The organism is Lederbergia ruris (genome assembly GCF_018332955.1).
Taxonomy (GTDB): Bacteria; Bacillota; Bacilli; order Bacillales; family Bacillaceae_C; genus Lederbergia; species Lederbergia ruris.
Window position 1 is genome coordinate 1 of the sequence record NZ_BORB01000043.1, and the last position, 21,908, is coordinate 21,908.

Sequence of the window (21,908 nt, forward strand, 5' to 3'; positions counted from 1 at the left end):
CAAAGGTTCCTGAACTGTCAGCTAGAACTCGGCTTACTTTGGCTTCATTCATTAACTTACATCAGGCGCTTAGTGCCAATGGCAACTAAACATGCGTGACGTAAGCTGTATTTAAGTCAAGGAAAGCCCCCACCAAATCTTTGATTTGGTAGGGGAGGGTTCACCAGGCTGCTCAAACCTTGAAATTAATCGAGACCTTGCAGAGTGGGAACAATAGCTTTAAGAAGGGGTAGTTTTTTTAGAACCGTAATCATAAAGCATGCAACGAGAGAAGGAATATGATACTATAATGGTAAGTTCATACATGGTTGGAGATGCAGAGAGACCAAGCAACACTATTGTCTACATTTATAGTGTTTGTTTGCGTCTCTTTTTTGCATCTCCTTTTTTAAAAGGGAGGGACACACGTCATGAAGGATTTTTCTGGTTTAAGTAGAATGAATGTTTTGGAAGAAATGGAGCAAAAGACATACGATTTGCTTGTGATTGGTGGGGGAATAACGGGTGCAGGAATTGCGTTGGATGCGGCTACGAGAGGTTTGAAAGTGGCGCTTGTAGAAATGAATGATTTTGCGTCAGGTACTTCAAGTCGGTCAACCAAATTAGTGCACGGGGGATTGCGATATTTAAAGCAGTTTGAAATCAAAGAAGTGGCTGATCTTGGAAAAGAACGGGCGATTGTCTATGAAAATGGCCCACATGTCACAACACCAGAATGGATGTTACTTCCTTTTCATACAGGAGGAACGTTCGGGAAATTCAGCACTTCCATTGGATTAATGGTGTATGACTTTTTGGCTGGTGTGAAAAAGTCGGAGAGAAGAAAGATGCTCTCCATTGATGAGACATTAAAAAAGGTCCCATTCATTAAAAAGTCTGGATTAAAGGGCAGCGGCTATTATGTCGAATATCGGACAGATGATGCCCGCCTCACCATTGAGGTCATGAAGTCGGCTGTGGAAAAAGGTGCAACGGTTGTCAATTATGCGAAAGCAGATAAGTTTCTATATAATGAGGAAGGTCAAGTAATCGGGATTGAAGTGCAAGACCGTTTTAGTGAAAAGAGAGTGACTGTAAAAGCGAGCAAAATAGTTAACGCGACAGGCCCATGGGTGGATGAACTTCGTGACATGGACGGTTCTAAAACGGAAAAGCATTTGCGTTTGTCCAAAGGGGTGCATATTGTTTTTGATGAATCAATCTTTCCGTTACATCAGGCTGTTTATTTTGATACACCTGATGGGCGGATGGTATTCGCGATCCCACGTAATGGGAAAACATATGTAGGAACAACTGACACCTTTTATGAAGGAGATCCTGCGGATATGTATGCGACCCAGGAAGACCGCGATTACTTGCTAAAAGCTATTTTATATATGTTTCCTGATCTGAAGGTAACCAATTCTGACATTGAATCTAGTTGGGCCGGGGTGAGACCTTTAATCCACGAAGAAGGTAAAGCCCCATCGGAAATCTCTCGGAAAGATGAAATCTGGGAATCCAATAGTGGATTGATTACCATAGCAGGCGGAAAATTAACGGGATATCGTAAAATGGCAGAAACGGTCGTCAATTTGGTTGTAAGTAAATTAAATGAAAGTGGTTCTCAGGACTTTGCAGCATGTCAAACAAAACATCTCCCTATTTCAGGTGGAAATATGGGTGGATCATCCCATTTAGAAACTTTTATACAAGAAAAAAGTAAAAAAGCAGAAAGTTATGGATTGACACAGGAACAAGGCCGTAAATTGGCGAAGTTATATGGGACGAATGTGGATACTGTTTTTGAATACTTGCCAGAACAAAAAGGGGAATTGCCTGTTACCATGCATGCGCAACTTTTATATGCGATCCATCATGAAATGACGGTTCAACCAGTAGACTTCTTTATTCGAAGAACAGGGGAGTTATTATTTGATGTCGAGATCGTCCATAAGTGGAAAGACGCTGTCATCAAGGAAATGGCTTCCATATTGAACTGGTCAGAAGAAGAACGGGATCAGGCTGAGGAAGCATTAGATCATGAGTTGAATCATGCGACCCGTGTCGCTGCAGGTGTAAACGAATAGGAGTGTAAAAAGTAAGGATCAAATGGATGAACAAGGATGAACAGCTAAGTGCGCGCTGTACGTCGCAACGATGTTCCGACCCAGATCTTGTGGGCCCCCATATCAATAGAAAGGCAGGGATAGAATTGTGGCTTTCTATGAACAGAAGGTTTTGCCTGCATTGAGAGATTTACGGAATTTTGAACATATTTTAGAGAGTCATTATGAATATTTTGTTTTACTTGAAGTACGTATTAGTAATCTCAGAAAAATCATCCATGCGGCTAAAAAGCGTGGGAAAAAGGTTCTTGTTCATGCCGATTTGATTCAAGGCTTGAATACAGATGATTATGCGGCAGAATTTATTTGTAATGATTTAAAGCCAGCTGGGATTATCTCTACACGGTCCAATATGATATTGAAAGCAAAAGCGAAAGGCATTTTAGCGATTCAAAGAACCTTTTTATTGGATACAATTGCTTTGAAAAAGAGTTATCAGTTGATTGAACGCACACAGCCCGATTATATTGAAGTTTTACCGGGAGTTGTGTCAGAATTGATTCATGAAATTCAAGCACACACGGGTTGTAAGATTATTTCAGGCGGCTTAATCCGTACAGAAGAGCAAGTGCAAGCCGCTTTAGAGGCCGGTGCAGAAGCTGTGACAACGTCCCGAATGGAATTGTGGAAGGCCTTTGAAAAAATCTAATCCAACAAGGATAATCATTAATAAAAAGGAGTGGTGAGGTGGAGCGTTATATTTTGGCCTTGGATCAAGGAACAACCAGTACGAGAGCGATTTTATTTAATAAAAGGGGAGATATCTTTCATAAATCTCAAGTCGAGTTTAATCAATATTTCCCACATTCAGGCTGGGTCGAGCATAACGCTAATGAAATATGGAGTTCGGTGCTCGCGGTAATGGCTGGTGTTATGGTGGATAAGAATGTTCAACCAAAGCAAATTGCGGGAATCGGCATTACGAATCAACGTGAAACAACCGTGGTATGGGATCGACATACAGGCAAGCCGATATACAATGCGATTGTATGGCAATCGCGACAAACGGCACCAATATGTGAGGAACTAAAGCAGCAAGGGTTAGAGGATGTTTTTAGAAGGAAAACAGGATTACTACTGGATCCTTATTTTTCTGGAACAAAGCTGAAATGGATTTTGGATCATGTCGAAGGGGCTAGAGAGAAAGCGGAAAAGGGCGATCTTTTATTTGGGACGATTGATACATGGCTTGTGTGGAAGCTATCTGGTGGGAAAGCTCATGTAACAGACTATTCGAATGCGTCCAGAACACTGATGTTCAATATTCATGAATTACAGTGGGATGAAGAATTACTTGGAATTTTAGATGTGCCAGCTGCAATGCTTCCGGAAGTACGTCCTTCTTCTGAAGTCTATGCCCATACAGTGGATTATCATTTCTTTGGTCACGCTGTGCCAATTGCTGGAATGGCCGGAGATCAACAGGCTGCATTATTTGGCCAAACTTGTTTCGAAAGCGGTATGGGCAAAAACACGTATGGAACAGGGTGTTTTATGCTTTTACATACAGGCGAACAAGCAGTTGAATCTAAACACGGTTTATTGACAACGATTGCTTGGGGAATCGACGGGAAGATTGAATATGCCTTAGAAGGAAGTATTTTTGTGGCAGGATCTGCGATTCAATGGCTGCGTGATGGATTAAGAATGTTTCGAGATGCAGCTGAAAGTGAGAAATACGCCAAAAAGGTATCATCAACAGATGGGGTGTATGTCGTACCGGCCTTTGTTGGACTTGGGACTCCTTATTGGGATAGTGATGTGAAGGGGGCAGTGTTTGGCCTAACCCGAGGAACGTCGAAAGAACATTTCATTCGTGCGACGCTGGAATCTCTTGCTTATCAGACAAAAGATGTGTTAAATGCCATGGAGGCCGATTCAGGAATCCCCTTGAAAACTTTGCGTGTCGACGGGGGAGCTGTCAAAAATAATTTTCTGATGCAGTTCCAAAGTGATCTACTTGATGTATCGGTAGAACGACCAAAGGTTGAGGAAACAACTGCCCTAGGAGCGGCTTATTTAGCTGGACTTGCAATTGGATTTTGGGAGACCAAAGATGAAATCAAAAAATTCTGGGAGGTAGACGAAACCTTCGAAGCTAATATGGAAGAAAAGGAAAGAGTATCCCTATACAATGGATGGAAGAAAGCCATTGAGGCAACGATGGTGTTTAAATAAGCTTAAAAGAGGCTGTATTACCTTAGCGGAGGAAATATACGTAGAATCCTGCGGGAATTGAGAGCTTGGCGAAGCCTGACAAGGCTTGCCACTCGCCCGCGAAAAGCGAAGTATATTTCCGGAGCGGGGTATATATACCCAGTTTCGCTTTTTCTCCCAGCCTCTTTTTTAAAAAAATTACAACATTCTAGCTTGTGGAGAAGTTCAAACAATTTCTTTAAAAATACTTTGTTCAATATTGCACAAACTTGATTAATCGTATATATTAAAGATAAGGGGGATCCCTAAAAAATGGAGGTGGAAAATAATGAAATTAAAAGACAAAGTAGCTATCGTGACAGGTGCTGGATCAGGGATGGGAAAGTCAATCGCACTTTTATATGCAAAAGAAGGAGCAAAAGTGGTTGCGAGTGATATCAATCCGGAAACGACGCAAGCCGTTGTGAAAGAGATAGAGGAAGCCGGAGGACAAGCCCTCGCTGTTGTGGCGAATGTTGCGAAAGAGGAAGACATTCAAAACTTGGTGGATACGGCTGTAGATGAATATGGGACAGTAGACATTTTGGTGAATAATGCAGGCATTATGGACAATTTCGTCCCAGCTGCCAACGTGACAGATGAATTATGGGAACGTGTCATGGCCATCAATACAACAGGTGTCATGCGAGCAACCCGCAAAGTCTTACCTATTTTTCAAGAAAAGAAAAGTGGCGTCATTATCAACAACGCCTCAATTGGAGGACTATATGGATCGAGAGCTGGTGCCGCATATACCGCTTCAAAACATGCTGCCATTGGGTTAACGAAAAATGTAGCTTTTCAATATGCAGAATACGGTATTCGTTGTAATGCCATTGCTCCTGGCGGGGTCGAAACAAATATAGGCTCGACGATTGATAACCCGGATCCATTTGGTATGAAAAAAGCAATGAGTGGAGCAGAGTTCAATCCGAAAAATGGAAATCCGGAGGAAATTGCTACAATTGCTCTCTTCCTTGGATCAGATGACTCTAACTTTGTGAACGGTGTAGTCATTACTGCAGATGGTGGCTGGACAGCTTATTAGGAGCCAGAAAGTTTGGATGAAGAACAATGAGTTTAAAAGGATCTAAAAACAAAAAGCGTGTAGCACAGAATGTGTGACGAGACTAATCATCAGCTACTCGCTTTTTGTTGTGGAAAAATGAATGGAGTCACTCAAAATTGATAGATGTGACGCCATTCAATTTGTATAGTAGCTGGGTGAGTTGATTGTCTTCTAATGGATTTTTTGATTGTATGTGTAACTCTAAGACATATCTAGTCGTATGATCGACATTTTCCATCTTGACACGATAATCTTTAATCGCAAACTTGTGAAGAGTAAGATTTTCGATCACCATTTTGATACTATCTATTGAGAGACACTCGACTGTTAGCTGGTATGCTTTAGGAATGGCAAATTTAAAAATGCGATTCAACAATTCTAATCCAACAAGAATTAAAATCGTTCCGAAAATACTTAATTCATACATTCCAGCTCCAATTGCCATGCCAATACCAGCTGTTGCCCAAATACCAGCGGCTGTTGTCAGTCCATAAATGGAACGACGTTGGACAAGAATCATACCTGCTCCTAAAAAGCCAACTCCACTTACAATTTGAGCGGCAACACGACTGGGATCAAGGCCGATTCCTTCTTCGTGCAAAATATCATTAAACCCATATTTTGAAATAATCATCATGACAGCGCTTCCTAATGCGACTAAAAAATGAGTTCGTAATCCAGCCTCTTTAAATCTTTTTTCCCTCTCTAGTCCAACAACCGCACCCAACACTCCGGCTACTAACACACGAATAAAAATTTCATAATTTCCAAGGGTCATTGTTTTTCCTCCCGATGTTTACATTTTAAGAGGATATTCAAAAAGTCCGGTAAAAATGACACTGCGAGATAATTGATCTTCAACTAAGTACCGACACGTCCTGTGCAAGTCCGCCTTGGACATTTGACGTACGATGTATTAATGTCGGACGTTCACGATTAACGTCAGCGCATTTAGCCGGATTGGTCCTTTTGTCCTTCTTTTTGAACATGCACTTTAAGTAGATCTTCCGAAAAATGGTTGAAAAAGAGAATAAAATAATCATAGCAAAATGATTATTGCATGAAAAGGGCAGATATCTAAATCGTAAAAAAAATATTTCGTGACCCTACATATTAGAGATTTGAAATGTGAATAAATTTTGACAAATCCCGGAGCGTGTCAGGCACCAACAGAGGAGCACCATTGACTTACTTTAAGATAGTGTTATAATGTAGTTGGTTCATTGATAATGATTTTCAATGAGAATGAAGGAAAAAAATTAAGAAAATTTTGCTAGATCGGAGTTTCCTATGAAAACGTGGTATTTGATTGTCGCCTTAATTTTGGCGTCTTTTATATCGTTATTTGTGGGGGTAAGTAATATTACGCCTCTAGATCTGATTAACATTCAATCAGAAGAAACTCAAGTCTTTTTAATTAGTCGGGTGCCAAGGCTTGTTTCTATTTTGTTGGCAGGTGCCGGAATGAGTATTGCTGGCTTGATTATGCAACAATTGAGTCGGAATAAATTTGTCTCTCCAACAACGGCAGGTACATTAGATGCAACAAGATTAGGAATTCTTGTTTCGATGCTTCTATTTGCAAATGCCTCTACATTGGAGAAAATGCTTGTGGCCTTTGCCTTTGCACTTGCTGGGACTTTATTATTTATGCAAATATTAGATCGAATAAAGTTTAAAGATGCCATTTTTATACCACTTGTGGGCATGATGTTTGGGAATATTTTGTCATCCATTACAACCTTCTTTGCCTACAAAGCGGATGTGATTCAGAATATGTCTGCTTGGTTACAAGGTGACTTTTCGATGATCCTCAAAGGCAGATATGAACTCTTATACATTAGTATTCCTGTTTTAATCATTGCTTATTTTTTTGCAAACCGTTTTACAGTAGCGGGGATGGGAGAAGACTTTGCGAAAAACTTAGGTCTTCCTTATAAACGGATTGTCAATATTGGCTTAATCCTCGTCGCATTCATTACGGTAACGGTTGTGTTAACGGTGGGGACCATTCCATTCTTAGGATTAATTATCCCCAATATTATTTCCATTATGAAAGGCGACCATATTAGAAAAACTTTGCCGCACACAGCATTACTAGGGGCTATTTTCCTTCTCATTTGCGATATATTAGGACGTGTGCTCATTTACCCATATGAAATTTCCATTAGCTTGATGGTTGGGGTCATTGGAAGCGGCATATTCTTATATTTGCTATTCCGGAGGAAAGCTTATGCGTAATTCTGTGAAAATCGGTATTCTTGTGTTGGTCGCTGCAGGATGCTGTGCGCTATACTTATTTCATGATTTAAATGGAAGCTTCGATTATGCTTTGCCGAAAAGGGCTATTAAAATATCGGCGATGATTATTACTGGTGTCGCGATCGCGTATTCAACAGTCGTTTTCCAGACGATTACACATAACCGTATTTTAACGCCAAGTATTATGGGATTAGATTCCCTCTATTTACTTATTCAAACATTTGCTATTTTCTTTTTAGGCTCTAACCATATTACGATTGTGAATAAACAAGTAAACTTCTTGTTATCTGTGATTACGATGATCATTTTCGCTTTATTGCTTTTTCGCTTCCTCTTCAAAAAGGGACAGCAATCGGTTTATTTTCTACTTTTAGTTGGATTTATTGTGGGAACCTTTTTTCAAAGTATCTCGACATTTTTGCAAGTGTTGATTGATCCAAACGAATTCCAAATGGTGCAAGACAAGATGTTTGCGAGTTTCAATAATATCAATGGAGATCTAGTATGGATATCTTTATTGTTTGTTGGAGCTGTCTTGATTCTTGGTTGGAGAAGCCTACCATACTTAGATGTTCTATCTCTTGGTCGCGATGTGGCGATTAATTTGGGTGTTTCTTACGATCGAATTGTCAAACAAATGCTTATCATTGTCGCTATACTCATTTCTGTTTCTACAGCTTTAGTTGGACCGATTACCTTTTTTGGTTTAATTGTTGCTAATCTTGCTTATCAATTTTTCAAAACATATAAACACGGTGTTTTAATTACGGGTGCCGCAACGATGGGAGTGGTTGCTTTAGTCGGTGGCCAATGGATAGTAGAAAGAGTCTTCACCTTTACGACTACGTTAAGTGTGATTATTAACTTTATCGGTGGAGTGTATTTCATTTATTTATTGTTGAAGGAGAGTAGATCCACATGATTCAAGTGCTAAATTTAACGAAAATGTATGGAAAAAAACGTGTAGTAGAAGATGTAACGGTTGATATTCAGCCAGGGCAGATTACATCTTTCATTGGTCCGAATGGTGCAGGGAAATCTACTTTACTATCCATGGTCAGTCGCTTGCTAGATGCCGATACTGGTGAGGTATTGGTAGACAAAAATAACGTCAAAGGCATGAAGTCAGGCGATTTTTCGAAGAAAGTATCCATCCTGAAGCAATCCAATTATATGAATGTACGTTTAACCGTTCGGGAGCTTGTTTCTTTTGGGCGTTTCCCATATTCTAAAGGGCGGCTTACTGATATCGATCAGAAAAAGATAGATGAAGCGATCGATTATATGGTGTTACGTGATATACAAGACCAATATCTTGAGGAATTGTCAGGAGGACAAAGACAAAGGGCTTTTATCGCCATGGTCATTGCTCAAGATACAGATTATATTTTACTAGATGAACCGTTGAATAATCTGGATATGAAGCACTCGGTGCAAATTATGAAAATTTTGCGCAGGCTTGTAGATGATCTTGGAAAAACCGTCGTCATTGTTCTCCATGATATTAACTTTGCTTCCGTTTATTCTGATCGAATCGTTGCCCTGAAAAATGGTCGTGTTGTAAAAGATGGACCAACACACGAAATTATTCAATCTGAATCTTTGAAGGAGATTTATGATATGGACATTCCGATTCAACAATTAAATAATTGCCGGATTTGTGTGTATTTTAATTCTAATTAAATCAGAGGAGATATATTTAGATAAAGTGAAACTTCAATCAGTGGGGATTTCTTCCATCCCTCACTGATTGTTAGTTGAACCAATCGGGCTTTTACGGGCAGTTACCCCCCAACACTTCTCCGTATTCCCTAAAGCCTTGAGGTGGGGGGTATTACTGCCCGTTAATGCGGGATAAAACGAGGGCGTTCAATCACATGATTTTTCTGATGATTGGACGTCCTTTTGTTTTGCTAGAGAAAGCCCATACGTACATTTCAGGATCGAACCTCTTCCTAAAACTAAAATTTGAGCCTTTTCATCTAGAAACTTTTAGGGAAGATTGCTAAGATTTAATTGGGAGGAATTACTATACTAAAATGAACGGGGGAATTGGTTTGATTACGGCACTTGCCCATAGGGGGTACCCTGGAAAGTATCCAGAGAATACATTAACAGCGTATCGGGCGGCTTATGAGTTGGGATTTAGTCATATTGAGATTGATGTTCAGCTTAGTAAAGATGGAGTTCCGATTTTGATGCATGATATAACAGTAAATCGGATGACGAATGCCAAGGGATTTGTGAAGGATTTTACGTTTGAAGAGCTTAGAAAGTTAAAGGTAGGCGGAACGGAAACGATTCCGACTTTAAAGGAAGCGCTTCAATTCGCGAAAGGAAAAATGAAGGTAGCTGTGGAGCTAAAGCAGCATGGTTATCTGTATCCTGGGTTAGAGGAAAAGGCGCTTCAGGTGATTGAAGAAACCGGGATGATGGATTCGATTTATGTCAATTCTTTTGATCACTATTCTATTCGAAGAATGAGAGAATTGTCAGATGAAATTGAATTAGGTGTGATCCAGCATGGTGCTACCCCTGGCTTATTTACCTTTTTAAAGGAAATTAAGGCATCTTCCCTTGCTGTGCGAATTGAATACTTAACAGATGAATTTGTTGAGGAATGTGAGGCGGCAGGGCTACAAATTGTTGTTTGGCCGGTAGATAAGCAATGGCAATTTGATATTTTCCGTCGTTATCCGAACATTTTGTGTACAACAAATAAGTTAGAAGACTTTAAGAGGATGTATGAGGAAGCTTCATTTCTATAAAAATAGGAAAGGAACCCGCATACCAAACGGCGTGCTGGTTCCTTTCCTCATCTTTATAGCTTAACGTAATTCTTTAAATATATTTGTGACATGATCAATGGCACCCGCGGAACCACCTTCTTGAACCATTAAAGCAATAATGAGATCGGGCTTTTCGGGATTATAGGCGACAAACCAGCCATTTTCTTTTCCTTCTACACCTTGCTCTGCTTTTTCGTATTCGGCTGTTCCTGTTTTTCCAGCGAGGGGATAGCCTTCGATTCTTGCTCCACGTGCTGTTCCATTAGGATCATCCACAACCTTACGAAGAGCTGCGGTTAACTGCTTCGCCTGTTCTTCTGTCAAAAGGTCTTTTTTCCAAACTTGGCCTTTTTTCTCTTTCGCTTCCAAGATCGGTTTGATCATATTTCCATTATTCGTAAAGGTTGAATACATAGTGGCTAAATGCAGCACACTTAATTCGACTTGTCCTTGACCATAGCTTGAATCGGCGAGGGCAATATCGGATCCAATCTCACCATAGGTGGATTGATGCATCGGGTATAAGTAAGGCATATCTTCAGAAAAACCATAATTTTTTAGACCGGCTTCAAACTTTTTCTGACCTAATTCAATTGTTTTTTGTGCGAAATAAATATTATCTGAATAGATCAAAGCCTTTTCTAAATCAATCGGGATACCAGGATCACTTACTCGTTTTACCTCGTATTTTCCCCAAGATTCATCCTTTTTCCATCCCTTGCCATTAATCGTTAATTTTTCGTCCCATGTTATGGTGCCATCTTTTAGACCAATTGCGGCCGTAATCGGTTTTAAAACAGAACCAGGAGCAAAGGCGGAATTCAAACGATTGAGCATTGGTTGTTTCGGATCATCCTGTAGTTTGTTCCATTGCTTCTCGTTTGCGCCAAGCGTTAACACATTTGGATCATAGGCTGGACTGCTTACAAGTGCCAAGGTTTCACCTGTCTCAGGATCAATTGCGGCAGCGGTACCAGGCTTGCCTTCGAATTCATCATAGATGTTGACTTGGAGAGCACTGTCAATCGTGAGTTCGACATCCTCGCCATTTTGTACTTCTTTTTCAGCAAGAATTTTCTCGCTGCCATCCTCTTTTTTAATGATGATTTGTACGCCCGGCGTTCCTCTTAAACGTTCTTCCAAAACGAGCTCCAAACCACGTCTGCCAATCATATCTGTATCGGTATAACCTTTCCCTTTGTGCTTCTCTAAGTCCTCCGCTGTAATCGGCGATAAATTTCCTGTTAAATGAGCTGCTCGCTCCCCAAGCGGGTAAATTCTTGCCTCTGCTTTTCCTAATTGCACCCCGGGAAGAGCTAATAGTTTTTCACTTAATTCATCACTTTTTGCTGGGATGGTTTTAATCGGAACCAAAAGATCAGGCTTTACCCAAGATTGGTTCAAAGCGTCTTCAATGCTCTTTGCGTCGATTCCTAGTAATTGTGCTAGTTTCGGAACCGTGTTATTTTCTTCCATTTTTCCAGGGACAAGTCCAACCTGTAAAGCCTCGCCATTTTCAGCGAGTGCGATTCCGTTGCGGTCAAGAATAGCGCCGCGGATCGGTGGGATTGTAGGAACGGAAATTTTATCTCCTTCTTCTAAATCAGGAAAAATCAACGTAGTATCCCAATTCATACGCCATTCGGTGGTTTTATCATCTTCCTCTTTCACCCAGTGTGCTTGCTGATCAAAAGTGATTTCTCCAGCTAAGCTATTCATGGAAACATGAAAAGGAAATTCAGCCGTTTCTGCTTTTTTATCTGTTGCTTCTTCCGGCTTAGTAAATTGAATGTCTAAATCCTTTATTTCTAAATCTTTATAAATTTTACTATAACGTTCAACAAAATCTTTCTTTTTTATTTGTTCTTTTGTATCTGTTGATAGATAGTTATACATTTTATCAAAGTCTTGTTTTTTCCAAAGCTTCACATATTCACCAAATTGATCCTCCGGCTTCGCGACCTTATCACTACATCCTGCTAGAATCATAATCAAAAGAACAAATAGGATAAGAAACCATTGTTTTTTCACGTCTGCACCCCCATTACATTGTAAAAAAAATCATTCTTTCTTTCAAATAAGCTGTCATATGGTAAAATGGAAAAAGCAATGAAATCATACATATTATATAGCAAGGAGAGACAAAAATGGGAAAAAGTTTCATCTTCGGTCATAAAAATCCGGATACGGACACAATTTGTTCAGCTCTTGTCTATGCGGACGTGAAAACAAGATTGGGATTTGAAGTAGAACCTGTTCGTTTAGGGGAAATCAATGGAGAAACTCAATTTGCTTTAGATTACTTTCAAGTAGAAGCTCCTCGTTTGGTAGAAACGGTTGCCGGGGAAGTAGACGAAGTCATTTTAGTCGATCATAATGAACGTCAACAAAGTGTGAGTGATCTTGACCAAGTGAAGATTACAGAAGTGATTGATCATCACCGTATCGCTAATTTTGAAACGAGCGATCCTCTCTATTTCCGTGCTGAGCCTGTTGGTTGTACGGCAACGATATTGAAGAAAATCTATCATGAAAAAGGACTGGAGATCGAGCAAAAGATGGCGGGGTTAATGCTGTCTGCGATTATCTCTGATTCCTTATTATTCAAATCACCAACATGTACGGAAGAAGATGTAGAAGCAGCAAAAGAATTGGCTGCCATCGCTGGTGTCGACGCAGAAAAATACGGAATGGATATGTTGAAAGCAGGTGCTGATATCAGTGGAAAATCGGCAGAAGAATTGCTTTCCTTAGATGCAAAGGAATTTTCAATGGGCAGTGCGAAAGTGGAAATTGCGCAAGTGAATGCTGTTGGCGTGGAAGATGTGCTTGCGCGCAAGGAGGAAATCGAGGCGGCATTAGATCAGGTCGTGGCTGAAAAGGGGCTAGATCTATTCTTGTTCGTGGTAACGGATATTTTAACCAATGATTCGACAGCCATTGCCGTTGGACAAGCAGCTCATGCAGTGGAACAGGCATTCAATGTGAAGTTGGAAGGAAAATCGGCTGTTTTACAAGGAGTTGTCTCGCGTAAAAAACAAATCGTTCCACCGTTAACGGCAGCTTTCACTAAATAATGGGATGGATTAAAATGAAAAGGCAGCGAACAAGCTGTCTTTTCCTATAAAACATGAATAGATCATACAAGGAAAATGAGAGAAAAGTAGAAGGTGTATAACCAGTGAAAATCGCTTATCTAGGACCTAAAGGAACTTTTTCGGAAGAAGCGGCTGTTCGTTATTTCACAGAGGATGGCGTGGAGCCGATTATGTATAGTACGATCTTTGAAGTATTGGAAGCAGTGGATGAGGAAAGAGTAGACAAAGGCATTGTGCCGATTGAGAACGCTCTGGAAGGTACCATTACGATGACAACAGATGGATTGATTCATCATAATGTGTGGATTGAAGGAGAGGCTGTGCTTCCAGTTCGATTGCAATTGTTAGGCAATCCAGGAGCCAAACTTAAAGATGTGAAAGAGGTTTGGTCGATTCCACCGGCCCTTGCCCAATGCCGGATATTTACAAGGGATATACAAGCGAAAACGAAGCATTATAGTAGTACAGCAGCGGCTGCAGAGGCGATTCAGAAGGAAGCAAGAATGGATGCAGGAGCAGTGGCCTCGGAATGGGCAGCAGAAACATTTGGTTTAGAGGTGATTCAACGAGATATTCATGACAATGACTGCAACTCGACAAGATTTGTCATTATCACGAAACCTCCTAAGCAACCTGTCGTTACAGAGGAAAAGGCAAAATCAATGCTTCTTATTACACCAACTGAAGACCGTCCAGGATTATTGGCGATCATTTTAAATGTCTTTTCGTCCCTGGGAATTAACTTGACGTGGATTGAATCGCGTCCTACGAAGAAGAAACTCGGAACCTATCGCTTTTTTATTGAAACAGCGGCAGGGAGCGAAGACGACCAACTGCAGAGGGCAAAGACGATTCTGGAAACATATGGTTACGATGTCCGCACATTGGGGAGCTATATAAAGAAGGACTTATAAGAATATTTGAGGTGACGAAAATGCAAATAGAAGTATGGTCAGATTTTGTTTGTCCCTTTTGTTATATCGGTAAACGCCGTTTAGAACAGGCATTAGAGAAATTTCCGCAACGAGATGAAGTAAAGGTTGAATTTCATAGCTATGAATTGGACCCGACAACAGCAAAAGACCAGAATAAAACCATTCATGAGGCGCTCGCAGGGAAATATGGTGTGAGTGTAGACGAAGCTAAGAAGATGAATGAGGGAATTGGGGAACAAGCAAAAGGTGTTGGATTAAACTTTCAATTTGACACGATGGTACCGACCAACACGTTTGATGCTCATAGATTAGCGCATTTTGCGAAAACGAAAGGCAAGGATCAGGAGATCACAGAAAGGCTTCTTCATGGTTATTTTACAGAAGGGAAAAAGTTAAGTGATCATGGAGTGCTAGCTGCATTAGCTGTGGAAGTTGGATTGGATCGGAATGAAGTATTAGAAGTTCTCCAAGACGAAAAGGCCTATGCGGATGACGTACGGTATGATGAAAATACCGCCCAACAAATAGGCGTGCGCGGGGTTCCATTCTTTGTTGTCAACCAAAAATATGCGATTTCAGGTGCACAGCCAGTGGAAACCTTTGTTGGCGCATTAGAGAAGGTATGGCAAGAGGAACAGGCGGCTCCGGTTTTACAAGATTTATCAGGTGGCGCGGACGATGCAGCTTGTGTTGATGGGAATTGTGCCATTCCGAATGATCAGGAATAATTTTTTAAAGGCCAAATCTGGAAAAGGTTTGGTCTTTGTTCATTTTTTAGCTTAATTACAGATCCTTCCGAATGGGAAAGCCCACTTCTTCAGAGGTGGGATGAACGTGAGGATGAATTAGCAAGGCTTTAGAATGTAAATAAATTGAATAGCTGGGTTGTTGGGAAACGAATGTTCCGGTATAATAGGACTATAGAGTAAACAGAAAGGAGGTTAGCCAATATGATTGTCACGCACTCTTTTCCCATTCCTTATGATGAAAGCCTATACAATGAACTCAGAACGATGCAACGTGAAGCAGCCACTGTTTGGAATGATATTGTCAGGGAGGCAACGTCTTATTTTTTTTCGTTTAAGAAATGGCTAAGTAAAAAAGAGATCCAATCTGTTCGAAAACAAACCTATAATCTTCATTCGCAGACGGTGCAAGCGATTGCGGATAAATATGAGGCGAATCGTGAAACAATCCGGAAGTTAAGGAAGACCGACAAAAAAGCAAAATATCCGTGGCGAAAAAAGTATTATTATTGTGTTCCTCTAAAGAAAGCATCTATGTCGATCACGGATGATAAAATTGCGATTAAAAGATCAGAATATGAACTCAGATTATCCGATCTTTTAACAAAAAAGCAAAAGAAGAACTGGAAGGAGAAGTTTCCGAAACAAAATAAAAATCTTTATATTCCAAATCTTGCCACAGAAGATCTTAGTGCATGTAATTATGCTGAAATCGTATGGCGGAATGGACAATATCACTTTTGTTATACAATCCATGTACCCGAGAAAGATCTTTCTTCGTATGACTTTAAAGTAGCTGGCGGCGATTTAGGTGAAATCCATGCGGTGGCAGCTGCTACAGAGGGCAAAGCCTTATTGGTATCAGGGCGAGCGATGAGGAGTATTGCGCAATATCGTGCGAAGGTACTAGCCGATTTGAACAAGAAAATGTCTCGTTGTAAACAAGGTTCCCGGCAGTGGAAGAAGTATAAGCAAGCGCGAAATCGTATTCGTCAAAAGAGTAAGAATCAGCTTGAGGCATTGGAACATAAAACGACCAAGGAAATTGTCTCCTTTCTGGAGGAAGAAAGAGTCACTCATTTCGTGATTGGGAATGTGTCGGGTATAGAGAAAAAGACCAAAAAGGATCCAAAGAAAAAAAGAAAGCATAACAAAACAAGAAGACAACAGCTTTCCTTGTGGAATCAAGGGAAAATCAAACAGAAACTAACGTATAAAGCACAACAAAAAGGGATCAAAGTCGAAGAAACTGAGGAGAGTTATACTTCGCAGTCCTGTCCATTTTGCGGTGGGAAACATCAAGCAAAAGGAAGAAGATTTATTTGTTCTGTTCATCAAACAGAAATCCATCGTGATGTTAACGGTGCCCAAAACATTGCCCGTAAAAAGCATCCGATGGCAGTCAAAACGCTTATCTCGGTTGTCTATAAACAACCGATTTGGTACAAACGTTTTCTCTCTTTAGAGAAAAAGCAAGAAATCCAAAGAATAAGCTAAAAGAGATAAAAGTATCGCCATACGGATGGCGTAGTCGGCACAGACCTTGCCCACTGGAAAGGATTATCTAGTGTTGTTCGCCCCAAGTTTCCCCTCTGCACCCTCCCTGGAGGTTTGTAAGGGAAATGTTTGCGAAAAAGAATCCCATGGTCTTTAGACATGGGAGTGGTCAAATAATGATTGCTTAACGGAAAGGAATTCTATCCCCTTTTGGAGAAATAGATGTAATAGACATTTTAAATCGAAAAAAACGAGGTGACCTATGAAGGAGAAAATAAGATCAGCGTTTGATCAGCTTTCGGAAGCTTATGAACATACCGTGGACACGGAAAGTTTTTATAATTCGGAGCTGGAGAGGCCAGCCATGGTGCAGCAACTTCCGGAAGATCTTAAGCAGATCCAAGTGCTTGATGCTGGGTGTGCAGCGGGTTGGTATACGAATGAATTTCTTCGACGAGGGGCAAAAGTGGTAGCAATGGATGTCAGTCCTGAAATGGTGGAAGCGACGAAGCGGCGTGTGGGCACGAGGGCAGAGGTAAGATGTTTAGATTTTAGCGAAGACTTACCTTTTGAAGATCATTCCTTTGACTATATTGTCAGTTCGCTAGCGCTTCATTATGTAGAAGATTGGAGACAGACCTTTTCTGAATTTCAGCGTATTCTAAAACCGAATGGCTTCCTGTTATTCTCTGTCCATCACCCGGCCATGGATATCCATTTATCCGAAAATCAGGCCTATTTTGAAACGGAACTCATCATCAACCAATGGAAGAAGAATGGGCAAACAGTGGAAGTTCCCTTCTATAGAAGGCCGCTACAAACGATTGTAAATGAAGTCGTTACGTTTTTTACGATCGACCAGATGATTGAACCGCAACCAACCATGACCTTTAAACAGAAGTTTCCAACGAAATATCAAAAATTAATGAAAGGCCCTCATTTTTTAATTGTGAGAGCAAAAAACAAGAAATAATTTTTAAAAGGAGCTGGTAATAGTGAATCTTGATAAACTTTATATGATTGATCAGGTTCCTGGTTTCTCCAACCAAATCAGCCGTTTAGTTTCCATGATGAATTATTCTAGATGGACAACGTTGGAATCTGTTAAAGGGTTGAGTACCGAACAATTGGATTTCTTATTGGACAGTGATTCCAATTCCATTGGAGCTTTGTTAAAGCATATTATGGCAGTTGAATATGCTTATTATTTAAACACTATAGAAAAAAGGGAATTGTCAGAGGAAGAACGCCAAGAATGGGGGCCGGCTCTCGAATTAGGTGAGCGAGGGAGAAGAGAAATAAAGAACAATCCACTTGAGTATTATATTGAATTAATGAATGAAATAAGAGAAAAAACATTAAAAGCATTTTCGGAGCTTACTGATGAATGGCTCGATGAATATGAATTAGAGCCACATTTAGGAAACTCTCCTGTTAACAATTATTTTAAGTGGTTCCATGTTTTCGAAGATGAGATTAACCACAGGGGGCAGATAAGGATTATTCGTAAGCGTATTGGAAATGGGTAGCCCATAATCAAGTTGTATTAAAATAAACTGAAATAGGATCTTCCATCCAATGTTCATCGGTTATCTGGGATGCTATTGAAGGCTGATTATTTGGAGGGATATATATGAGCCAGATCTGTTTAGTGAGACATGGGGAAACGGATTGGAATGCAATGGGGAAAATTCAGGGGAGGACTGATATTCCGCTCAATGCAACGGGAAAACAACAAGCGAGAGAATGCGGTCAGTGCCTTGCCAGTTCACACTGGGATCGAATCGTGACAAGTCCACTAAAAAGAGCAAAACAAACCGCGAAAATTATCAATCAATCTTTACAACTACCGATGGAGGAAATGGAAGAATTTGTGGAAAGGGCTTACGGGGATGCAGAAGGGATGACAAGGGAAGAAAGGCTAGAAAGTTTTCCAGATGGGCATATTCCGAATCAAGAAGATCGTCCCTCCCTTAATAAACGCATCATGAAGGGAATTCAACAAATTCATGAAAAGTATCCTGATCAAAAAATCATTCTTGTCGCACATGGAGGAGTGATTAACGCCATTTTAGCCACTTTATCAAATGGTGAAATTGGATCAGGGAAAACAAGATTAATGAACGGGTGTATAAGCAATCTTTTCTTCCGGGAAAATCAATGGCAAATTCAAGATTATAATTGTATTACTCATCTTTCATAATTAAATGAAACAGAAATATGAGAGAAGGGACGTGAATAAAATAGATACTCTTAAAATTCCTCTTTTCAGTGAAAGGCTATCCTTAAGAGAATTTATGGAAGATGACTGGGCAGCTGTTCATTCATACGCTTCACAAGCAACGGTTTGTCATTATCAACCTTGGGGGCCGAATACTGAAGTAGATTCTCAAGAATATGTTCAGCAAGTGATACAAGACGCTGCCCAAAAGCCAAGGAGAAGATATGCACTTGCCATTGAGATGAACGAAGCTATGGTGGGGACCGGAGAGATAAGTATAGAAGATATTCACCATCAGGTTGGAGTCATAGCCTATATTGTTCATCCGGATTATTGGGGACAAGGAATAGCGACAGAAGTTGCCCGATTATTAATTGATTTCGGTTTTCAAGCATTGAACCTCCATCGGATCTATGCTACATGTGACTGTCGAAATATAGGATCTGCTAAGGTTTTAGAGAAAGCTGGCATGATTAAGGATGGCAGATTACGTGAACATTTATGGATAAAAGGTGGCTGGAGAGATTCGTATCTTTATAGTGTCTTAGAGCAAGAGTGGAAGAGAGAAAAGTTCGTAATTGAAAAGGATGAATGACAATAAAAGTCATCCATCCTATTTTTAAAAATCATTGGCCCCATTCCTGCCTTATTTTTCTCTTTGGCATCCACAGATAGGCTAGAATCGCCCCGACAAAGCTAAGGGAGCCAATCAGGATAAAGCCACCCGAAAGCCCCATATATTCTCCAATCCACCCTGCAATAAACGGTCCACCGAACATTCCGAGTGAATAGAGTGCTTGGAAAAAGCCCATCGCTGAAGCTCTTTTTTCCTCATTGACGGATTGAATCGCCAGCCCCATTAATACAGGCATCATCAAGCCTTGGGCAAATCCATTAAAGGCTTGTGTCAGGATTAATAGGCTCAAGCTTGTTGTAAAGGGAAGAAGAATCGTACAGATGGCGGCGGCAATAAAGCCGATTAAAATCGTGTATCTTTCCCCAAATCGCTTCACAAAAATACTCCCACTGATATAGCCAGCAATCGCATTGGGCAAGGTAGATAGCAAGGTTAAGATACTTAAATCGGCATTGGAAGCTCCTAAACTTGTAGCGTGTAATGGTGTAAAACCAAACATCGTCGTAAAGGTAATACATTGAACAACGATTGCGAGTAAGGAGACCGATAACAATAATTTTTCCCCGCCCATTTTGATCAATTCCTTGACTTCAACAGGCTTCTTTTTTACATCGGCCGGTTTTTCAACAAGCTTGATCGCAAGAATTAAACCAAGCAAACCAACAATTGCACCCAAATAAAAAGGAGCGCGCCACCCGATATAATCAGCTAGGAATCCTCCTGCCGTAGTAGCTGCCATTTGGCCAATACTTGTATAAAAACTAATAATGCCCATTGCTTTCGGTGCTTCATCCGCTTCAAAATAGCTGGCAAATAAAACAGTAAAAGCAACCCAACTGGCTGCTGCGACACCTGCAAGCGAGCGAAATCCGAAAATTGCCCACACATTTGTTGAGAGCGCCAAGCCTAGACAACTTAAGACAGCACAGGCGATCCCCGCAAAAATAAACAACTTTCGCTTGCCGATGCGATCAGACCAGATGCCTAAAGGAATACGGACAAGCATTTGCGTAAATCCATAACTGCCGACGACCAAGCCAATCATAAAGACAGAGCCCCCAAGATGCTCTACATAAGGGGAGAGGATGGGTACATACGTATACATGGAAAACCAATACATCATCGTCACAACATAAAATAATATTTTCCTAGATGATTTCACAGGCACACCCCTACCAAATTCTACTAAATTAAATAATATGTATTCTCCCACTAATATATACCATGCGTGAAAGGAAAGGAATATTTCATTTATGCCTTTTACCCTGAAAAATGTCTAAAAAAGTGAAAGAATTTCCCCGGAAATAATCGAAATATGAAAATATCCGATCGGCAGAATGTGAGATAATCTGTCAATTTATTTTCTGTACGTTCGCTTTTTAGATAAACCTCCAACGCCAATAAAAAGAGGTGTTTAGCCACTTATAAGTGCTAGACACCTCTTAGTTTTTTAAAAACCAATTTAGTACTACTACTTTTCCATATTAATGATTTTCCAGAATCTCATTTACTGTCGATTCTACTTCAGCTCGGTCCATTTTTTCCTCACCTTTATTTAATGCTTTTAAAGTTTTTTTAGCAAGGGCGAGCGGGATCTTACAAAACAACAGGATATTTTTCGTATCGATGGATGTGATATACTTATCTGCCATCTCTAAATGAGCATGGGCGTAGTCGAACATCTCATTTCGCCCCCAACCATTTGGGATAAAATGGACTCCGCGCTCTGCATCCTCATCTTGATTCCGTAACATATTCACAGCTTGTAAGCCTCGTCCATATCCAATCGCTAAATCGCGATTTGTTTTTGTGCCATCATACCATTCCCAAATATCCGAAAGCATCACACCGACTAAACCGGCGACATAATAAGTGTAATCATCTAGATCTTCCTTTGTTTTGACGATCCAATCCTTTTCCACCCACTTGGCCATACCGTCCGCCATGATGCTGGTCGATTTTTTTACTTTATCGATAATGCCAGCAGGACAAACGGTAAGCCAGTCATGAAGTCTAAGGGTCACTTCAGGTAAAAGATTCTCATATGGCTTTAGTAGTTGTTGATAAGCATGGGGATCGAATTGTGTTTGAAGAAGTTGGCTCGTTGAACGAAGTAAATGTTGTTTCGTATCAGAGGACAACTCTTCGTGATCCTCAATTTCATCAATGGCGCGCATGCATAAATAAGCAGATCCGACTGTTTCTCTTAATATTGGATTCAATAATTTAATCGGAATGTAAAAGGTTCTACTCGTTAATTTTAATATATGCATGGCTTCTTTTTGTAATGTAGCTCCATAACTCAAGGGGCTTCCTCCTTCACTAACAGGTAGTGTCTTGCTAATTCATC

At 40.4% G+C, this 21,908-nt stretch carries 20 protein-coding genes; 16 read left to right on the forward strand and 4 right to left on the reverse strand.

Annotated elements, in window-relative coordinates; translation table 11 throughout:
- Nucleotides 1-410: 410 nt before the first annotated feature.
- From KI363_RS18175 to KI363_RS18190, 4 genes are all read left to right on the forward strand, one after another.
- The gene (locus KI363_RS18175; protein ID WP_212967229.1) at nt 411-2,069 is read left to right on the forward strand and encodes a glycerol-3-phosphate dehydrogenase/oxidase; all 1,659 of its coding nucleotides are present in this window, start codon (nt 411-413) and stop codon (nt 2,067-2,069) included.
- 127 nt (nt 2,070-2,196) lie between these two features.
- The gene (locus KI363_RS18180) at nt 2,197-2,757 is read left to right on the forward strand and encodes a glycerol-3-phosphate responsive antiterminator (protein WP_281414142.1); all 561 of its coding nucleotides are present in this window, start codon (nt 2,197-2,199) and stop codon (nt 2,755-2,757) included.
- A 38-nt stretch (nt 2,758-2,795) separates the two neighbouring features.
- Nucleotides 2,796-4,286, forward strand: a complete 1,491-nt coding sequence (glpK, locus tag KI363_RS18185) for a glycerol kinase GlpK (RefSeq protein WP_212967230.1) — start codon at nt 2,796-2,798, stop codon at nt 4,284-4,286.
- A 307-nt stretch (nt 4,287-4,593) separates the two neighbouring features.
- Nucleotides 4,594-5,352 (forward strand): SDR family oxidoreductase, encoded by a 759-nt coding sequence (locus KI363_RS18190; RefSeq protein ID WP_212967231.1) that lies wholly within the window; start codon nt 4,594-4,596, stop codon nt 5,350-5,352.
- A 127-nt stretch (nt 5,353-5,479) separates the two neighbouring features.
- Here the strand turns inward: KI363_RS18190 and KI363_RS18195 are convergent, their stop codons facing one another.
- Complete coding sequence (locus KI363_RS18195) at nt 5,480-6,151, reverse strand: MgtC/SapB family protein (protein ID WP_212967232.1); 672 nt, start codon at nt 6,149-6,151, stop codon at nt 5,480-5,482.
- A gap of 512 nt (nt 6,152-6,663) precedes the next feature.
- Here KI363_RS18195 and KI363_RS18200 point away from each other — a divergent pair.
- The 4 genes from KI363_RS18200 to KI363_RS18215 all read left to right on the forward strand — a co-directional run bounded on the left by KI363_RS18200 (nt 6,664) and on the right by KI363_RS18215 (nt 10,403).
- Nucleotides 6,664-7,614 carry an ABC transporter permease gene (locus tag KI363_RS18200; RefSeq protein WP_212967233.1) on the forward strand — a complete coding sequence of 317 codons (951 nt, stop codon included), beginning with the start codon at nt 6,664-6,666 and terminating at the stop codon, nt 7,612-7,614.
- Entirely contained in the window at nt 7,607-8,557 is a 951-nt protein-coding gene (locus KI363_RS18205; RefSeq protein ID WP_212967234.1) for an iron chelate uptake ABC transporter family permease subunit, read from the forward strand. Before KI363_RS18200 ends, KI363_RS18205 begins: the two co-directional genes overlap by 8 nt.
- The gene (locus tag KI363_RS18210; RefSeq protein ID WP_212967235.1) at nt 8,554-9,318 is read left to right on the forward strand and encodes an iron ABC transporter ATP-binding protein; all 765 of its coding nucleotides are present in this window, start codon (nt 8,554-8,556) and stop codon (nt 9,316-9,318) included. Before KI363_RS18205 ends, KI363_RS18210 begins: the two co-directional genes overlap by 4 nt.
- Nucleotides 9,319-9,674: 356 nt before the next feature.
- Complete coding sequence (locus KI363_RS18215; RefSeq protein ID WP_158324359.1) at nt 9,675-10,403, forward strand: glycerophosphodiester phosphodiesterase; 729 nt, start codon at nt 9,675-9,677, stop codon at nt 10,401-10,403.
- 60 nt (nt 10,404-10,463) lie between these two features.
- Here KI363_RS18215 and KI363_RS18220 read toward each other — a convergent pair whose 3' ends face one another.
- On the reverse strand, nt 10,464-12,455 hold the full coding sequence (locus tag KI363_RS18220; protein WP_246516945.1) for a penicillin-binding transpeptidase domain-containing protein: 1,992 nt from the start codon (nt 12,453-12,455) through the stop codon (nt 10,464-10,466).
- A 116-nt stretch (nt 12,456-12,571) separates the two neighbouring features.
- Between KI363_RS18220 and KI363_RS18225 the strand changes: the two genes are divergently transcribed.
- The 8 genes from KI363_RS18225 (at nt 12,572) to KI363_RS18260 (ending at nt 19,516) form a co-directional block, all read left to right on the forward strand.
- Entirely contained in the window at nt 12,572-13,501 is a 930-nt protein-coding gene (locus KI363_RS18225) for a manganese-dependent inorganic pyrophosphatase (protein ID WP_158324213.1), read from the forward strand.
- Between the two features lie 104 nt (nt 13,502-13,605).
- Nucleotides 13,606-14,436: a prephenate dehydratase gene (gene pheA, locus KI363_RS18230; protein WP_158324214.1), complete on the forward strand. Its 831-nt coding sequence runs from the start codon at nt 13,606-13,608 to the stop codon at nt 14,434-14,436.
- Nucleotides 14,437-14,456: 20 nt separating this feature from the next.
- Nucleotides 14,457-15,185: a DsbA family oxidoreductase gene (locus tag KI363_RS18235; protein WP_212967236.1), complete on the forward strand. Its 729-nt coding sequence runs from the start codon at nt 14,457-14,459 to the stop codon at nt 15,183-15,185.
- A gap of 222 nt (nt 15,186-15,407) precedes the next feature.
- Complete coding sequence (locus KI363_RS18240) at nt 15,408-16,700, forward strand: RNA-guided endonuclease InsQ/TnpB family protein (protein WP_246516946.1); 1,293 nt, start codon at nt 15,408-15,410, stop codon at nt 16,698-16,700.
- Between the two features lie 262 nt (nt 16,701-16,962).
- Nucleotides 16,963-17,673, forward strand: coding sequence for a class I SAM-dependent methyltransferase (locus tag KI363_RS18245; RefSeq protein WP_212967237.1), 711 nt, complete (start codon nt 16,963-16,965; stop codon nt 17,671-17,673).
- Between the two features lie 43 nt (nt 17,674-17,716).
- Nucleotides 17,717-18,229, forward strand: coding sequence for a DinB family protein (locus tag KI363_RS18250; RefSeq protein WP_212967251.1), 513 nt, complete (start codon nt 17,717-17,719; stop codon nt 18,227-18,229).
- Between the two features lie 104 nt (nt 18,230-18,333).
- Nucleotides 18,334-18,903 carry a histidine phosphatase family protein gene (locus tag KI363_RS18255; protein WP_212967238.1) on the forward strand — a complete coding sequence of 190 codons (570 nt, stop codon included), beginning with the start codon at nt 18,334-18,336 and terminating at the stop codon, nt 18,901-18,903.
- A 31-nt stretch (nt 18,904-18,934) separates the two neighbouring features.
- Nucleotides 18,935-19,516: a GNAT family N-acetyltransferase gene (locus KI363_RS18260; RefSeq protein WP_281414143.1), complete on the forward strand. Its 582-nt coding sequence runs from the start codon at nt 18,935-18,937 to the stop codon at nt 19,514-19,516.
- 31 nt (nt 19,517-19,547) lie between these two features.
- Here the strand turns inward: KI363_RS18260 and KI363_RS18265 are convergent, their stop codons facing one another.
- Nucleotides 19,548-20,720: an MFS transporter gene (locus KI363_RS18265; RefSeq protein WP_212967240.1), complete on the reverse strand. Its 1,173-nt coding sequence runs from the start codon at nt 20,718-20,720 to the stop codon at nt 19,548-19,550.
- A gap of 322 nt (nt 20,721-21,042) precedes the next feature.
- Nucleotides 21,043-21,864: a squalene/phytoene synthase family protein gene (locus KI363_RS18270; protein WP_246516947.1), complete on the reverse strand. Its 822-nt coding sequence runs from the start codon at nt 21,862-21,864 to the stop codon at nt 21,043-21,045.
- Between the last annotated feature and the right edge of the window lie 44 nt (nt 21,865-21,908).

Excerpts from the sequence above, each read along its gene's own strand:
- KI363_RS18195 (WP_212967232.1), bottom strand. The coding sequence starts at position 6,151 with ATGACCCTTGGAAATTATGAAATTTTTATTCGTGTGTTAGTAGCCGGA.
- KI363_RS18240 (WP_246516946.1), top strand. The coding sequence starts at position 15,408 with ATGATTGTCACGCACTCTTTTCCCATTCCTTATGATGAAAGCCTATAC.
- KI363_RS18245 (WP_212967237.1), top strand. The coding sequence starts at position 16,963 with ATGAAGGAGAAAATAAGATCAGCGTTTGATCAGCTTTCGGAAGCTTAT.
- KI363_RS18235 (WP_212967236.1), top strand. The coding sequence starts at position 14,457 with ATGCAAATAGAAGTATGGTCAGATTTTGTTTGTCCCTTTTGTTATATC.
- KI363_RS18205 (WP_212967234.1), top strand. The coding sequence starts at position 7,607 with ATGCGTAATTCTGTGAAAATCGGTATTCTTGTGTTGGTCGCTGCAGGA.
- KI363_RS18175 (WP_212967229.1), top strand. The coding sequence starts at position 411 with ATGAAGGATTTTTCTGGTTTAAGTAGAATGAATGTTTTGGAAGAAATG.
- KI363_RS18225 (WP_158324213.1), top strand. The coding sequence starts at position 12,572 with ATGGGAAAAAGTTTCATCTTCGGTCATAAAAATCCGGATACGGACACA.
- KI363_RS18210 (WP_212967235.1), top strand. The coding sequence starts at position 8,554 with ATGATTCAAGTGCTAAATTTAACGAAAATGTATGGAAAAAAACGTGTA.
- KI363_RS18215 (WP_158324359.1), top strand. The coding sequence starts at position 9,675 with ATGAACGGGGGAATTGGTTTGATTACGGCACTTGCCCATAGGGGGTAC.
- KI363_RS18200 (WP_212967233.1), top strand. The coding sequence starts at position 6,664 with ATGAAAACGTGGTATTTGATTGTCGCCTTAATTTTGGCGTCTTTTATA.
- KI363_RS18190 (WP_212967231.1), top strand. The coding sequence starts at position 4,594 with ATGAAATTAAAAGACAAAGTAGCTATCGTGACAGGTGCTGGATCAGGG.
- KI363_RS18255 (WP_212967238.1), top strand. The coding sequence starts at position 18,334 with ATGAGCCAGATCTGTTTAGTGAGACATGGGGAAACGGATTGGAATGCA.
- KI363_RS18250 (WP_212967251.1), top strand. The coding sequence starts at position 17,717 with ATGATTGATCAGGTTCCTGGTTTCTCCAACCAAATCAGCCGTTTAGTT.